We start from the raw sequence: 14,846 nt of genomic DNA, 5'->3' as shown, positions 1-14,846 counted from the left end.
CCTAAGAGGACCGCCATGTTCAGCCGTGATTTGACCCTCGCCCGCTACGATGCCGACCTGTTTGCCGCCATGGAGCAAGAAGCCCAGCGCCAGGAAGAGCACATCGAGCTGATCGCCTCCGAGAACTACACCAGCCCGGCGGTGATGGAAGCCCAGGGCTCGGTGCTGACCAACAAGTACGCCGAAGGCTACCCCGGCAAGCGCTACTACGGTGGTTGCGAGTACGTCGACGTTGTCGAGCAACTGGCCATCGATCGCGCCAAAGAGCTGTTCGGCGCCGACTACGCCAACGTCCAGCCCCACGCCGGCTCCCAGGCCAACTCGGCCGTCTACCTGGCCCTGCTGTCGGCCGGTGACACCATCCTCGGCATGAGCCTGGCCCATGGTGGTCACCTGACCCACGGCGCCAGCGTCTCCTCCTCCGGCAAGCTGTACAACGCCGTGCAGTACGGCATCGACGCCAACGGTCTGATCGACTACGACGAAGTCGAGCGTCTGGCCGTCGAGCACAAGCCGAAGATGATCGTCGCAGGCTTCTCCGCCTACTCGCAGATCCTCGACTTCCCGCGCTTCCGCGCCATCGCCGACAAGGTAGGTGCCTACCTGTTCGTCGACATGGCCCACGTGGCCGGCCTGGTTGCCGCTGGCGTGTACCCGAACCCGGTACCGTTCGCCGACGTGGTCACCACCACCACCCACAAGACCCTGCGCGGCCCGCGCGGCGGCCTGATCCTCGCTCGCAAGAACGAAGAGATCGAGAAGAAGCTGAACTCCGCCGTGTTCCCGGGCGCCCAGGGTGGCCCGCTGGAGCACGTCATCGCCGCAAAGGCCGTGTGCTTCAAGGAAGCCCTGCAGCCCGAGTTCAAGGCGTACCAGCAGCAAGTGGTGAAGAACGCCCAAGCCATGGCCCAGGTGTTCATTGACCGTGGCTTCGACGTGGTGTCCGGCGGCACCCAGAACCACCTGTTCCTGCTCAGCCTGATCAAGCAGGACATCACCGGTAAAGACGCCGATGCAGCCCTGGGTCGCGCCTTCATCACCGTGAACAAGAACTCCGTACCGAACGACCCGCGCTCGCCCTTCGTGACCTCCGGCCTGCGCATCGGTACCCCGGCCGTGACCACGCGTGGCTTCAAGGAAGTCGAGTGCCGCGAGCTGGCCACCTGGATCTGCGACATCCTGGAAAACATGGGCGATGAGTCCGTGGTCGACCGCGTTCGCGAACAGGTCAAGGCCATCTGCGCCAAGCTGCCGGTTTACGGCAAGTAAGCGACAGACCCGCGACGAAGGAGCCCGGCACATGCCGGGCTTTTTCATGGGCGGTGGAATGGTTGGGCAGGCGAACCCGGATATCGCGTAGCCGGCGAAACAGCCGCGCCCAAAAAGAAGCGCCACGACGATGCGTGGCGCTTCGACCAGCAGCCGGTCAGCTCAGCAGCATCGTACCGGCCGCCCCTTGCCGCCGCCGTAGCGGGCTTCCTGCCGTTCGCGGAAGAACTCCTCGTAGGTCATCACCGGCTTGTCCGGGTGCTTGCTGCGCGTGTGCTCGACGTAGTTGTCATAGTCGGGCATGCCGACCAGCATGCGCGCGGCCTGGCCCAGGTACTTCCCCATGCGGTTCAGGTCATTGAACATGCGCGGGTCCTCCTCATGCTTCCGGAATCGGCTGGAAGGGCGATTCCTTGTCCGTGCGCTCCGGCTTCATCCAGGCGCCGCGCCCTACCTTGATGGCGTAGAACAGGATACTTAACACCACGAAGAGAAACAGCACGGTCAGCCCGGCGTTCGTGTAGGCGTTGAAGATCACGTGCTGCATCTGCCCCATGTCCTTGGCCGGAGCCAGAATCTGGCCGGCGGCAGCGGCATCGCTGTACTTCTGGGCCAGGGCCAGGAAACCGACGGCCGGGTTCGGGTCCACCAGTTTGATCACACCTGCCGTTATGGTGCAGATCAACAGCCAGGTGGCCGGAATCAGCGTCACCCACACATAACGCTGGCGCTTCATCTTGATCAGCACCACACAGCCCAGCATCAGGGCGATACCGGCGAGCATCTGATTGGAGATGCCGAATAGCGGCCACAGGGTGTTGATGCCGCCCAAGGGGTCGATCACGCCCTGGTACAACAACCAGCCCCAAAGGGCCACGCAACCGGCGGTGGCGATGACGTTGGCGGTCCAGGACTCGGTGTTGCTGAGTGCCGGAACGAACTCACCCAGCAGGTCCTGCAGCATGAACCGACCGGCACGGGTCCCTGCGTCCACCGCGGTGAGGATGAACAGCGCCTCGAAGAGAATCGCGAAGTGGTACCAGAAGGCCATGGTGTTCTCACCCGGCAGCAACTGGTGAAGGATCTGCGCGATACCCACGGCCAGGGTTGGCGCACCTCCGGCGCGGGCCAGGATAGTGTGCTCACCAATGTCCTTGGCGGTGGCCTCCAACTGTTCGGGGGTGATGGCGAAGCTCCAACTGCTGACAGTCGCAGCGACACTGGCAACATCCGCCCCCACCACAGCCGGCGGGCTGTTCATGGCGAAGTACACGCCTGGCTCGATCACCGAGGCAGCGACCATGGCCATGATGGCGACGAACGACTCCATCAGCATGCCACCGTAGCCGATGTAGCGGGCATGCGACTCGCTGGCCAGCAGCTTGGGCGTGGTGCCCGAGGAGATCAGCGCATGGAAGCCAGAAACGGCACCACAGGCGATGGTGATGAACAAGAAGGGGAACAGAGCGCCCTTCCACACCGGACCGGTGCCGTCGACGAACTGGGTCAGGGCCGGCATCTTCAGGTCTGGCATGGTGATCAGGATGCCGATGGCCAGCGCCACGATGGTGCCGATCTTGAGGAAGGTCGACAGGTAATCGCGCGGTGCCAGCACCAGCCATACCGGCAGTACGGCGGCGACGAAGCCGTAGCCGATGAGCATCCAGGTGATCTGCACGCCGGTGAAGGTGAAGGCCGGGCCCCACGCCGGGTCGGCGGCCACTTGGCCACCGAGCCAGATGGAGGCCAGCAGCAATGCCACGCCCACCACCGAGATTTCACCGATGCGGCCGGGGCGGATATAGCGCATGTAGACCCCCATCAACATCGCGATGGGGATGGTCGCCATCACCGTGAACATGCCCCAGGGGCTTTCCGCCAGGGCCTTCACCACGATCAGAGAAAGCACCGCGAGGATGATGACCATGATCAGGAAAGCGCCGAACAGCGCGATAGTGCCGGGTACCTGGCCCATTTCCTCGCGCACCAGTTCGCCCAGGGAACGGCCATCACGGCGGCTGGAAATGAACAGCACCATGAAGTCCTGCACCGCACCGGCCAGGACCACACCCGCGATCAGCCAGAGGGTACCGGGTAGATAGCCCATCTGTGCGGCGAGTACCGGCCCCACCAGCGGACCGGCGCCGGCGATGGCGGCGAAGTGGTGTCCGAAGAGCACATGCTTGTTGGTCGGGACGTAGTCGAGACCGTCGTTGTGGATGATGGCGGGCGTGGCGCGAGCGGGGTCCAGCTGCATCACGCGGGTTGCGATGAACAGGCTGTAGTAGCGATAGGCAACCAGGTAGAGGGCAACCGCGGCGACCACTATCCACAGGGCGTTGATCGCTTCGCCACGGCGCAATGCGACGACACCCAGGGCACAGGCGCCGACCACAGCCAGCACAGCCCAGGGCAGGTGGCGCAGGACGCTGTTGTTGTTCATAGGGAGCTCCGAATGGGTGAACAGACAAGCTGCCGCACAAGCTTAGTTCCCCTTACCGCAACCGTTGCCCGTACCGGCTCTGGAATGGCCCTTTCAACGACTGGGCAATAGAAAAAAGCCGGGCATTGCCCGGCTTCCTTATGCCTTGCAGAACTTAGCTCGGCAGCTTCGCATAGCGAGCCAACTGCTGGTCGCGGCTCATCACGTCAAGGGTAGCTGCCAGTACTTGCTCACCGGTCGCATCGGGGGAAGAGAAGATGGTGGAGAAGTTGGCCTGGGTAACCTGTGCGAAGTGAGCACGGTCGGCCTGCTCGATGCCCAGCAGGGTGGCATAGGCATCCAGCGCCTCGCCTTGGCCCTGGGCCATATCCTCAGCGATGTTGTCCAGCATGCCGTTCATCGCCAGGAGCGAGCGGCCGCCGTAACCGAGCCGAACACTGGAATCGCAACCGTTGGTGCCCGATGTGAGGCCGAAGGTGGCGTTGCCGGAAGTACCGTTGGTGGTGGTTGCCAGCAGGTGCGGAACCAGACCGCGCTGCCCTTCGAACAGCATGTTGCCCCAACCGCAGCCGCCGCCACCGGCCTGGTCGGCCTGCGCCGCCAGGCTGGCTGCGCCCAGCAGCCCCACGATCAACCCCTTACTAAGCAGTCGCTTATCCATTATTTGCGCTCCGCATGGATTTATAGAAAAACCGCCTAAGCAGCTTTGGCGACAGACAGGGAACTGTCAAACTGATCCGGCGCGCCTTGCCGGGTTCCAACGCTGTCCGGCGCGACAGGCGCCACCTTTTGACCTGAAACTCGGCGTCCCCCACCACCAGCCTTGGCTATAGTGGTTGAAATCTCGCAGGAGCATGGACATGAGTGAAACCGCCAGCGAACGTCGGCGTTTCCACCGCATCAACTTCGACGCCGCCACCGAAATATCCCAGGGCGATAAGCGCTGGACGGCGGAGCTGCACGATATTTCCCTCAAGGGCCTGCTTGTGATTCGTCCGGCGGATTGGGGTGGCGACCCGGCGAAACCGTTCGACGTGTGCATTGATCTGGGCGCCGGTGTCCAGGTCGCGATGGAAGTGGAGCTGACCCGCGCCCAGGACGACCAGCTCGGTTTCATCTGCTGCCATATCGACCTGGACTCCATCAGTCACCTGCGCCGCCTGGTGGAGCTCAACCTGGGCAGTGAAGAGCTGCTGGAGCGCGAGCTGCATGCGCTGGGCGAGAAATAACCCACTGGGCAGACACGCTTTGTAGGGGGGAATGCCGAACTTCCCACTACTCGAACAACGCATCCAATGCCTGCTCCAGACGCGTTACGGCCACCACAGTGAGACCGGGCGGGTCTTCCTTGGGTGCATTGCCCCTGGGCACGATGGCGCGCTTGAAGCCGTGCTTGGCGGCTTCTTTCAAGCGCTCTTGACCGCTGGGTACAGGACGAACCTCGCCGGACAGGCCCACCTCACCGAACACCAGCACGTCATGAGCCAGCGGACGGTTGCGCAGGCTGGAGATGATGGCCGCGATCAGCGCCAGGTCGGACGCGGTTTCCAGCACCTTCACACCGCCCACCACGTTGAGGAACACGTCCTGGTCATACGTGGGGATGCCGCCATGGCGATGCAGCACCGCCAGCAGCATGGCCAGGCGGTTCTGGTCCAGGCCCAGGGTCACGCGGCGGGGGTTGGCCAGGTGGCTGGTGTCCACCAGGGCCTGAACCTCCACCAGCATGGGCCGGGAGCCTTCCCACGTGGCCATCACCACACTGCCGGGCACAGATTCCTGAGCCCGGGTGAGGAAGATCGCCGAAGGGTTGGAAACTTCCTTCAGGCCCTTGTCGGTCATGCCGAACACGCCCAGTTCGTTGACTGCACCGAAGCGATTCTTCACCGCCCGCAGCAGGCGCAGGCGGCCGTCTGACTCGCCCTCGAAATACAGCACCGTGTCTACCATGTGCTCCAGCACACGGGGACCGGCCAGGGCACCTTCCTTGGTCACGTGGCCGACCAGGAAGATCGCCGTGCCACTCTGCTTGGCGAAGCGCACCAGCAGGGCCGCACTTTCGCGGACCTGGGAAACGCCGCCGGGCGCCGACTGCAGCTGTTCAGTGAAGATGGTCTGGATGGAGTCGATCACCATCACCTTCGGCTTCTCTAGCCGCGCGGTGGCGATGATGCTTTCGATGCAGGTTTCGGTCATCACCTTGAGCTTGTCTTCCGGCAAGCCCAGGCGACGGGCGCGCATGGCGACCTGCTGCTGGGACTCTTCACCCGTGACGTAGAGCGCGGGGAAGCGCGCGGCGATGTTGCAGAGGGTCTGCAGGAGGATGGTGGACTTGCCGATGCCGGGATCGCCACCGATCAACACCACCGAACCGTCCACCAGGCCGCCGCCAAGGACGCGATCCAGCTCGGTGGAGGCGGTGGAGAAGCGCGGCATCTCCTCGACGCTGACCTCGGCCAGGGTCTTGATCTGCGCCTGCTGGCCGGTCCAGCCGGTACGCCCGCTGGAAGTGGCAGCAGTGCCCTCCAACACGGTTTCCACCAGGGTGTTCCAGGCCCCGCAGTCGGCACACTGGCCGGCCCATTTGGGGAAGGTGGCGCCGCACTCGGTGCAGCCGTACATGCGCTTGGCCTTGGCCATCAGCGGACTCCGTCAGAAACACGAAAGCCCGCATGATAGCGGATCAGCCTCGGCAGCCGCCCCCACAGTTGCAGCACTGGCCGCTGGCTCGCCGACGCTGGCGCTCCAGATCCTCGCGCAGGCCGTCCAGGCGCATGTGCAGGGCTGTCAGGCTGGAGCCATCCAGCGGCTCACTGCCTTCTTCGACGCGCGCGATACGCCGTTGCAGCAGCTCGTACTGCTGTTGCAAGCGTTCCAGGCGTTCGACGGCTTCCTGACGTTCAGGCGAAACAGACGACGCAGACAAAAAGTCCGCGCCGGACAATTGAGTGGTGGCAGGCATGGAACAGGCTCCGGATAGTGGATGCCCCAGCCTATCCGTCCACCTTCCGCACCCTGTTGACCCCGATCAAATCAAGGCATCAGCCCTTGGCGCTCTTGAGCATTCGGGCGATTTCGTCCTTGAGTGCAACTCGCTGGACCTTAAGACCGTGCAAGGCGTTGTCGTCGAGGGCTTTGTTGCCGTCCTCGACTTCGTAGATTTGCGAATCCAGGCTCTGGTACTCCCCCGCCAACCGGGCAAAGTGCGCATCGCTCTGCAGCAGCGAGCGCATGGTGTCCTTGAACTCCGGGAATTCACGGTTGAGCGGATGATGTTCTAGTGGCATGGCAGCGACCCTCCTCTTGCAGCCTCCCTCTCAGGCTAGACCAGGCACCGCCGCTGGAAAGCGCCACCTGACGGAATCTCCTCCCGAACTTGGCACGGCTAGTGCCTGGGCCCTAGCATGTGCGCCCGCACAAGGAGGTGGCTGTTGCTGGCAGCCTCGACTTGCTGAATTACACTTCAGCGTTAAAACCAGAACCTCAGGGAGTGAAACATGAGTCTGATCAGTGAATTCAAAGCCTTCGCCGTCAAGGGCAACGTGGTCGACATGGCCGTGGGTATCATCATCGGCGCCGCCTTCGGCAAGATCGTCTCGTCCTTCGTGGGCGATGTGATCATGCCTCCCATTGGTCTGTTGATCGGCGGTGTGGACTTCTCCGACCTGGCCGTCACCCTGAAGGCGGCCGAGGGCGAGATCCCGGCTGTGGTACTGAGCTATGGCAAGTTCATCCAGACCATTCTGGACTTCGTGATCGTGGCTTTCGCGATCTTCATGGGGGTAAAGGCGATCAACAGGCTCAAGCGCGAAGAAGCCGCCGCACCGGAAGCCCCGCCGGCACCGACCAAGGAGCAGGAACTGCTGACCGAGATTCGCGACCTGCTCAAAGCGCAGCAGGACAAGTAGTCCTGACGGGCATGGCCGCAAAAGACAACGGCGCCTCATAGGCGCCGTTGCTACTTGTGGGGCGAACTGCGAAGCGGCCCCTTTGGGAGTGCAGAGCGGACCTACGGTCCGCTTGTCCAATGAATCCGCTACGTCTACGTTAGCTGCTGCGAGACATTGACCATCGGCGCAAGAGCCTTGTAGGAGCCATGCAGCTGCTTGCAACACGTAATGCAGGCAGCGCCAATGAACGCGCCCCTACAACGCGCCGGTCATCTATGAGATGGGCTTGAGCAACAAGCGGTTCACCCGTCGCTCCTTCACCTCGATCACCTCCAGCTGCCATCCCTTCACTTCCAGGGCGTCGCCGGTCACCGGCAGTCGATCCAGCAGGCTCATCGCCAGGCCGGCCAGGGTCTGGTAGTCCTCGCCAGGCTTGGCGGAAAAGCCCAGGCGCTCACCCAGCAGGCTCAGGTTTACCGCACCGCTGACTTTCCAGCCGCCCTCGCAGGGCTCGATGTCCAGGCCGTCCACCTCGCTGGCATCGGGCAGTTCGCCAGCGATGGACTCGAGGATGTCAGTCATGGTCAGCAGGCCTTCGAAGCCGCCGAACTCGTTGACCACAAAGGCCACGTGGGTCGACGCCCTGCGCATTTCCTCGAGGGCACTCAGCACCGAGGCGCTTTCCGGCAGGTTCGGTGGGACTCGAAGCACCTGCTCGAAGTCCGGCTGCTGGCCCTGGAGCAGCTCGCGCAGTAGCTCCTTCTTGTGCACGTAGCCAAGTGGCTCATCCACATCACCGTCACGGATCACCAACAGACGCGAGTGCGGCGAACGCAGCAGGGCGTCGCGAATGCTGTCGCGCGGCTCGTGCAAGTCGATACGTTCCACCTCGCTGCGGTTGGTCATCAGGGTACGAATTGGACGCTCGGCCAACCCCAGAACACCACTGATCATGATCCGCTCACGGCGATCGAAGGGCACTTTGCCGACGTCGCCACCGTCCAGCAGGTCGGCGATGTCCTCACCCACTTCGTCTGCCTCCACGCCCCGCCCACCGAGCAGGCGCAGAACGGCGTGGGCGGTGCGTTCGCGCAGCTCGCGGCCACCGTGCAACTGGCGCTTGCGGCGCCAGCGCACCAGTTGGTTGGCGGCCTCGATCAGCAGTGAGAAACCAATGGCGGCGTACAGGTAGCCTTTCGGAATGTGGAAGCCCAGGCCCTCGGCCGTCAGGCTGAAGCCGATCATCATCAAGAAGCCCAGACACAGCATGATCACCGTCGGGTGGGCGTTGACGAAGGCAGTCAGCGGTTTGCTGGCGATGATCATCAGGCCGATGGATACGACCACGGCGATCATCATCACTTCCAGATGCTCAACCATGCCCACGGCGGTGATCACCGCGTCCAGGGAGAACACCGCATCCAGCACCACGATCTGCGCCACGACCGGCCAGAACAGCGCATAGGTACGGCTACCGCCCTGGCTATGAACCCGGCCTTCCAGGCGCTCGTGCAGCTCCATGGTCGCCTTGAACAGCAGGAACACACCACCGAACAGCATGATCAGGTCACGGCCAGAGAAGCTCTTGTCGAACACCTCGAACAGGGGCTCGGTCAGGGTCACCAACCAGGAGATGCTGGCCAGCAGGCCCAAGCGCATAACCAGGGCCAGGGACAGGCCGATCAGCCGCGCGCGGTCGCGCTGATGAGGCGGCAGCTTGTCAGCCAGGATGGCAATGAACACCAGGTTGTCGATGCCGAGGACGATTTCGAGAACGATCAGGGTCAAGAGGCCCAACCAGGCCGTAGGGTCAACTATCCATTCCATAGGGGTCAGGCTCTCTGGAGAAGGTCACAGGCAGGCACGAACCACGCCTGTGAGCGTTGCATCGACATGCACGAAGGGGAGGCAGCAGGAAACTGCCGTTCGAATTGGCGTGCGAGGACGCCGTTGGGAAGGGGGGCCGCGCCCAGGGATGCAGGGGGCGGCTTACAACTATCGCTGTCCATTGGTTTCCGGTTCGGATAAACGAACTGCGAATGCTAGGTCAGAAAATCACCAACTCTAAGCGAGGAATTTTTACCATTCATGTACGAAATCTCTTACCGCCTGTTCACAACTGAGCGAGCTAGAGAAGAACAAGGCGAAAATGGCTGAGGACGCGGAGTTTACGAGCTGTAAATGAGCAAGTCCGAAGCCATTCTCAACGCAGTTGTTCCGACGCGCAGCCAGTCGTGTACCGGCGCTCAGCGCCTACGGAATAGCGGCCTTGGCTCTATCACCGAACGCCCATAAAGCACGCTCACACCGGCCAGCCCCTTCAGCGCATCCTCGGCGGATTTGTCCTCACGCACGGCAAAGGCATCGAAGCCGCATTGGCGCATATGGCTGAGCTGGTCGCGTAGCACATCACCCACCGCACGCAGCTCGCCGCGCCACCCCAGGCGGGTGCGCAGCAGGTAGGCCTGGCTGTAGCCGCGGCCGTCGCGGAAGCTCGGGAAATCCACCGCGATCAGCGGCAGATCGTCGGTCAGCGGCGCCAGTGGCTCCACTTCATCATCCGGCTGCAGCAACAGTCCATCGCGACCGCCGCGCTCGCACCAGAGCGCCAGCGGCAGGATCAACTGCCCGTCAGGCAAGGATTCTCCCGCCTCGCGCACCAGCGTCCAGGGGTCATCCACCAGGCGCGCCTGGCCATCGACAAGCTTGATCAGGTTGTTCATGCCGACACCTCCGCCTTGGCGTAGACCCGCAACTTGAAGGGCTCCAGGCCGATGCGCCGCACGGTTTCTACGAAGCGCTCCTCCGGCTCGCGGTGGTCGCGGAAGGTCTCCACTACCCGTTCGATCACATCTGGCACCTCCTCAGCGCTGAAGGATGGGCCGATCACCTTGCCCAGCTCGCTGTCCATGCCCTGTGCGCCGCCCAACGTGATCTGGTACCACTCGCTGCCGCCCTTATCCACGCCGAGGATGCCGATATTGCCGATGTGGTGGTGGCCACAGGCGTTCATGCAGCCGGAGATGTTCAGGCTGAGGTCACCCAGCTCCTGCAACGCCGCAGGATCGGCGAAGCGCGCCTGGATGGCCTGGGCGATGGGGATGGACTTCGCATTGGCCAGGGAGCAGTAGTCACCTCCTGGACAGGCGATGATGTCGGTGAGCAATCCAACGTTCGCTGTTGCCAGGCCATGCTCACGGGCCAGTTGCCAAAGTGCGTGCAGATCAGCCTTGCGTACATCCGGTAGCACCAGGTTCTGCTCATGGGCGATACGGATTTCACCGAAACCAAAGCGTTCGGCCCACTCGGCGACTGCCTCCATCTGGGCCGCCGTCACATCGCCGGGCGGCGCGTCTGGGCCGGGTTTGGTGGACAGCACCACGGCGGCGTAGCCCGGCACCTTGTGCGGCTGGAGGTTGCGTGCGCACCAGCGGGCGAACGCCGGGTCCCGTGCCAGATGGCTGCCGTGGCCCAGATCGATATCGTCGAGATGTGCGTAAGCAGGGGCGTCGAAGCTAGCCGCAACCCGCTGGTATTCGGCCTCGGTCAGCTCGGCCGGACCGTCCTTCAGGTGCAGCCATTCGGCTTCCACCTCGCGGGCGAATGCCTCGATACCCAGTGCCTTGACCAGAATCTTGATCCTCGCCTTGTACTTGTTGTCGCGCCTGCCATGGCGGTTGTAGACCCGCAGGATGGCTTCGACATAGGACAGCAGGTGACGCCAGTGCAGGCCGTCACGAATCTGCAGGCCGAGGATCGGCGTGCGGCCAAGGCCACCGCCCACCAGCACCCGCAGGCGCATCTCGCCCGCGTCGTCGCGGTACAGATAGAGGCCGATGTCGTGCATCTGCACGGCCGCGCGGTCTTCCTTGGCGGCGCACAGGGCGATCTTGAACTTGCGTGGCAGGAACAGAAATTCCGGATTGATGGTGGACCACTGGCGCAGGATTTCCGCCAGCGGACGCGGGTCCAGCACCTCATCGGCAGCCACCCCGGCGAAAGCCTCGGTGGTGATGTTACGCACGCAGTTGCCGGAGGTCTGGATGGCATGCATTTCCGTCTCGGCCAGTCGCTGGAGGATGTCCGGCACCTCGGCCAACTCGATCCAGTTGAACTGGATGTTCTGCCGGGTGGTGAAGTGGCCATAGCCACGATCATGCTCGCGGGCGATTCGCGCCAGGCAACGCATCTGGCTGGCCGAAAGCGTCCCGTAGGGGATGGCGACCCGAAGCATGTAGGCATGCTTTTGCAGGTAGAGGCCGTTCTGCAGGCGCAGCGGCAGGAACTCTTCCTCGGAAAGCTCGCCGTTGATACGCCGCGTCACCTGGTCACGGAATTGCGCCACGCGCTCCTGCACCAGGGCGCGGTCGTAGTCGTCGTAGTGGTACATGCAAGCGGGCTCCAGCAAGGCGGGCAGAGCCGTCACTATGGGCGCGCCAGCCAGGCGGAAACAGATTCAGGTCTGTCTCAAAAAACCATATCAGAATGCCTTGTAGGAGCGAGTTTTCTCGCGAATGGCTGCTGTTCGCGAGCGAGCTCGCTCCTACAAACACCAGCCCCCATCTGAGCACTAAAAAGTGAACTGATCTGAGTCTGTTTCCTTTTCGGTGAGCTTTCTAGAGTGGCGACCGCTCAGTCTTACCAACCGAAAGGCCCACACATGAACACCGCAATCCCGGAACCGACCTACGACTACAAGGTGGTTCGCCAGTTCGCGCTCATGACCATCGTCTGGGGCATCGTCGGCATGGGCATGGGTGTGTTCATTGCCGCCCAGCTCGTCTGGCCGGCGCTGAACCTCGACCTGCCCTGGACCAGCTTCGGCCGCCTGCGCCCGCTGCACACCAACCTGGTGATTTTCGCGTTTGGCGGCAGCGCCCTGTTCGCCACCAGCTACTACACGGTGCAGCGCACCTGCCAGGCACGGCTCTACGGTGGCGGGCTTGCCGCCTTCACCTTCTGGGGCTGGCAGGCGCTGGTGGTGATCCTGCTGGTCACCCTGCCCCAGGGTCTGACCACCACCAAGGAATACGCTGAGGTGGAATTCACCGGTGCGGTGTGGATGGGCATCGTCTGGATCGCCTACGCGGTGGTGTTCTTCGGCACGGTGATGAAGCGCAAGACCAGACACATTTACGTGGGCAACTGGTTCTTCGGTGCGTTCATCGTGGTCACCGCGATGCTGCACGTCGTCAACCACATGGCCATTCCGGTGAGCTGGTTCAAGTCCTATTCGGTCTACTCCGGGGCCACCGACGCCATGGTGCAGTGGTGGTATGGGCACAACGCCGTGGGCTTCTTCCTGACCACCGGTTTCCTCGGGATGATGTACTACTTCATTCCCAAGCAGGCCGGGCGCCCGGTGTATTCCTATCGGCTGTCCATCGTGCACTTCTGGGCACTGATCACCCTGTACATCTGGGCCGGTCCGCACCACCTGCACTACACCGCCCTGCCCGACTGGGCGCAGTCCCTCGGGATGGTGATGTCGATCATTCTCCTGGCACCCAGCTGGGGCGGCATGATCAACGGCATGATGACCCTCTCAGGGGCTTGGCATAAATTGCGCGACGACCCGATCCTGCGCTTCCTGGTGGTGTCCCTGGCCTTCTACGGCATGAGCACCTTCGAAGGCCCGATGATGGCGATCAAGACCGTCAACGCCCTCTCCCACTACACCGACTGGACCATCGGCCACGTGCACGCCGGGGCGCTGGGCTGGGTGGCGATGATCACCATCGGCTCCCTGTACCACCTGATTCCGCGCCTTTACGGCCGCGCCCAGATGCACAGCATCGGCCTGATCAACGCCCACTTCTGGTTGGCCACCATCGGCACCGTGCTCTACATCGCCTCGATGTGGGTCAACGGCATCACCCAAGGGCTGATGTGGCGTGCAGTCAACGAAGACGGCACCCTGACCTACTCCTTCGTCGAAGCCCTGGAAGCCAGCCATCCCGGCTTCGTGGTGCGTATGGTCGGCGGCATCTTCTTCGTGACCGGCATGTTGCTGATGGCCTGGAACACCTGGCGCACGGTGCGCGTGGGCGATGCCCGTGCGTCAGAGACAATTCCGCAGGCGGTGGCCCATGGACAGTGAAAGCGCCTTCGCCCTGCTCAGTCTGGCCGCCGTTACCTTCTTCTACCTCGCCACCCAGGCCTGCCTGGGCGGCAGGAGCCAGCGCCAACTGGACGAAGCCACCATGCTGCCCTTCGCCGATGACGAACCCGTAGCCCAGCGCATGGAACGCGCCACCGGGCGCAGCCGCACGGGGTGCAGCTGTCCGGGGCGGTGTAATGGGGGGTGTGCGAGCCGGGTGGAAATCGAGGCCTGAGGACGAAACCCTGTGGGGGCGAATTCATTCGCGAAGGGCTGCGCAGCAGCCCCCTTTCAACGGTTGGGCAGACCTGCGGTCTGCTTAGCGATTGAAATCGCCCCCCACAGAAAAGCGAGAGCAACCACTACCTCACCAATAGTTCTCCACCGCCACCTGCCCCGGTCGGCGGGTCAGGCTGAGGTTCATGCCGCGCGCCTTCAGCACGGCGCGGGTGTCCTCGATCATCTGCGGGTTGCCGCAGAGCATCACGCGCGAGTGCTCCGGGGTCAGGTCCAGGCCGGCAGCGCGTTCCAGCTCGCCGTTCTCGATCAGTGTGGTGATACGCCCATGCAAGGCGCCGGCGACTTCCTCGCGGGTCACCACGGGGATGTACAGCAGCTTGTCGGCCACGCCTTCCAGGTAGTCACGGCTCTTCAGGTCGTCGATCAGCGGCTGGTAGGCCAGCTCGGCCGCCTGGCGCACGCTGTAGACCAGGATGATGCGCTCGAAGCGCTGCCAGACTTCCAGGTCCTGAAGGATTGACAGGAAGGGCGCAAGGCCCGTGCCGGTGGCCAGCAGCCAGAGGTCGCGTCCATCGACGAAGCGGTCGAGGGTGAGGAAGCCGAAGGCTGTCTTGTCGACCATCAGGGTGTCGCCGGCGGCGAGGCGCGATAGCTCGCTGGTGAACTCGCCTCCCGGTACGACGATCGAGAAGAACTCCAGATGCTCGTCATGAGGCGCCGAAACCATGGAATAGGCGCGCCAGACGGTGCTGCCATCGGCCTTGGTCACCCCCAGGCGAGCGAACTGACCGGCGCGAAAGCGGAAACCCGCGTCGCGGGTGGTGCGCAGGGTGAACAGGCTGGGGGTCAGGGTCTCTACTTCCAGCAGGGTCTGGCGGGTGAACTTCTCTTCGCTGGCAGTCAT

General features: G+C 63.2%; 15 protein-coding genes. 5 read left to right on the top strand and 10 right to left on the bottom strand.

Annotated features, from left to right (window positions below):
• Positions 1–15: 15 nt before the first annotated feature.
• Complete coding sequence (glyA, locus tag E8F20_RS17180; RefSeq protein ID WP_028629646.1) at positions 16–1,269, top strand: serine hydroxymethyltransferase; 1,254 nt, start codon at positions 16–18, stop codon at positions 1,267–1,269.
• Between the two features lie 162 nt (positions 1,270–1,431).
• Here the strand turns inward: glyA and E8F20_RS17175 are convergent, their stop codons facing one another.
• The 3 genes from E8F20_RS17175 to E8F20_RS17165 all read right to left on the bottom strand — a co-directional run bounded on the left by E8F20_RS17175 (position 1,432) and on the right by E8F20_RS17165 (position 4,373).
• Positions 1,432–1,635 carry a YbdD/YjiX family protein gene (locus tag E8F20_RS17175; RefSeq protein ID WP_028629647.1) on the bottom strand — a complete coding sequence of 68 codons (204 nt, stop codon included), beginning with the start codon at positions 1,633–1,635 and terminating at the stop codon, positions 1,432–1,434.
• Between the two features lie 13 nt (positions 1,636–1,648).
• On the bottom strand, positions 1,649–3,712 hold the full coding sequence (locus tag E8F20_RS17170; protein WP_280284800.1) for a carbon starvation CstA family protein: 2,064 nt from the start codon (positions 3,710–3,712) through the stop codon (positions 1,649–1,651).
• Between the two features lie 154 nt (positions 3,713–3,866).
• Entirely contained in the window at positions 3,867–4,373 is a 507-nt protein-coding gene (locus E8F20_RS17165; RefSeq protein ID WP_028629649.1) for a DUF3015 domain-containing protein, read from the bottom strand.
• A 199-nt stretch (positions 4,374–4,572) separates the two neighbouring features.
• Here E8F20_RS17165 and E8F20_RS17160 point away from each other — a divergent pair, with 199 nt between their 5' ends.
• Positions 4,573–4,941, top strand: coding sequence for a PilZ domain-containing protein (locus E8F20_RS17160; protein WP_280284799.1), 369 nt, complete (start codon positions 4,573–4,575; stop codon positions 4,939–4,941).
• A gap of 46 nt (positions 4,942–4,987) precedes the next feature.
• On the opposite strand, the gene radA is transcribed toward E8F20_RS17160, so the two are convergent.
• From radA to E8F20_RS17145, 3 genes are all read right to left on the bottom strand, one after another.
• Positions 4,988–6,352, bottom strand: a complete 1,365-nt coding sequence (gene radA, locus E8F20_RS17155) for a DNA repair protein RadA (RefSeq protein WP_280284798.1) — start codon at positions 6,350–6,352, stop codon at positions 4,988–4,990.
• 43 nt (positions 6,353–6,395) lie between these two features.
• Positions 6,396–6,674 carry a hypothetical protein gene (locus E8F20_RS17150; RefSeq protein WP_280284797.1) on the bottom strand — a complete coding sequence of 93 codons (279 nt, stop codon included), beginning with the start codon at positions 6,672–6,674 and terminating at the stop codon, positions 6,396–6,398.
• Between the two features lie 79 nt (positions 6,675–6,753).
• Entirely contained in the window at positions 6,754–6,999 is a 246-nt protein-coding gene (locus E8F20_RS17145) for a YdcH family protein (RefSeq protein ID WP_028629653.1), read from the bottom strand.
• A gap of 210 nt (positions 7,000–7,209) precedes the next feature.
• Here E8F20_RS17145 and mscL point away from each other — a divergent pair, with 210 nt between their 5' ends.
• On the top strand, positions 7,210–7,620 hold the full coding sequence (mscL, locus tag E8F20_RS17140) for a large-conductance mechanosensitive channel protein MscL (RefSeq protein WP_280284796.1): 411 nt from the start codon (positions 7,210–7,212) through the stop codon (positions 7,618–7,620).
• Between the two features lie 255 nt (positions 7,621–7,875).
• On the opposite strand, the gene E8F20_RS17135 is transcribed toward mscL, so the two are convergent.
• The 3 genes from E8F20_RS17135 to E8F20_RS17125 form a co-directional block, all read right to left on the bottom strand.
• Positions 7,876–9,429 carry a TerC family protein gene (locus tag E8F20_RS17135; RefSeq protein WP_280284795.1) on the bottom strand — a complete coding sequence of 518 codons (1,554 nt, stop codon included), beginning with the start codon at positions 9,427–9,429 and terminating at the stop codon, positions 7,876–7,878.
• A gap of 419 nt (positions 9,430–9,848) precedes the next feature.
• A complete protein-coding gene (locus E8F20_RS17130) occupies positions 9,849–10,325 on the bottom strand; it encodes a DUF934 domain-containing protein (protein WP_280284794.1) in 477 nt (158 codons plus the stop codon).
• On the bottom strand, positions 10,322–11,992 hold the full coding sequence (locus E8F20_RS17125) for a nitrite/sulfite reductase (RefSeq protein WP_280284792.1): 1,671 nt from the start codon (positions 11,990–11,992) through the stop codon (positions 10,322–10,324). The genes E8F20_RS17130 and E8F20_RS17125 overlap by 4 nt, the downstream gene beginning before the upstream one ends.
• 270 nt (positions 11,993–12,262) lie before the next feature.
• Between E8F20_RS17125 and ccoN the strand changes: the two genes are divergently transcribed.
• Both ccoN and E8F20_RS17115 read left to right on the top strand, forming a co-directional pair.
• The gene (ccoN, locus tag E8F20_RS17120; protein ID WP_280284791.1) at positions 12,263–13,702 is read left to right on the top strand and encodes a cytochrome-c oxidase, cbb3-type subunit I; all 1,440 of its coding nucleotides are present in this window, start codon (positions 12,263–12,265) and stop codon (positions 13,700–13,702) included.
• Entirely contained in the window at positions 13,692–13,937 is a 246-nt protein-coding gene (locus tag E8F20_RS17115; RefSeq protein ID WP_280284790.1) for a cbb3-type cytochrome c oxidase subunit 3, read from the top strand. Before ccoN ends, E8F20_RS17115 begins: the two co-directional genes overlap by 11 nt.
• 132 nt (positions 13,938–14,069) lie before the next feature.
• Here the strand turns inward: E8F20_RS17115 and E8F20_RS17110 are convergent, their stop codons facing one another.
• Positions 14,070–14,846 carry a ferredoxin--NADP reductase gene (locus E8F20_RS17110; RefSeq protein WP_280284789.1) on the bottom strand — a complete coding sequence of 259 codons (777 nt, stop codon included), beginning with the start codon at positions 14,844–14,846 and terminating at the stop codon, positions 14,070–14,072.

The sequence above is a fragment of the Pseudomonas sp. BN415 genome, assembly GCF_029871195.1.
Classification (GTDB): domain Bacteria; phylum Pseudomonadota; class Gammaproteobacteria; order Pseudomonadales; family Pseudomonadaceae; genus Metapseudomonas; species Metapseudomonas resinovorans.
Note: the sequence above shows the minus strand (reverse complement) of the source record. Positions and strands in the feature narration are given on the sequence as shown.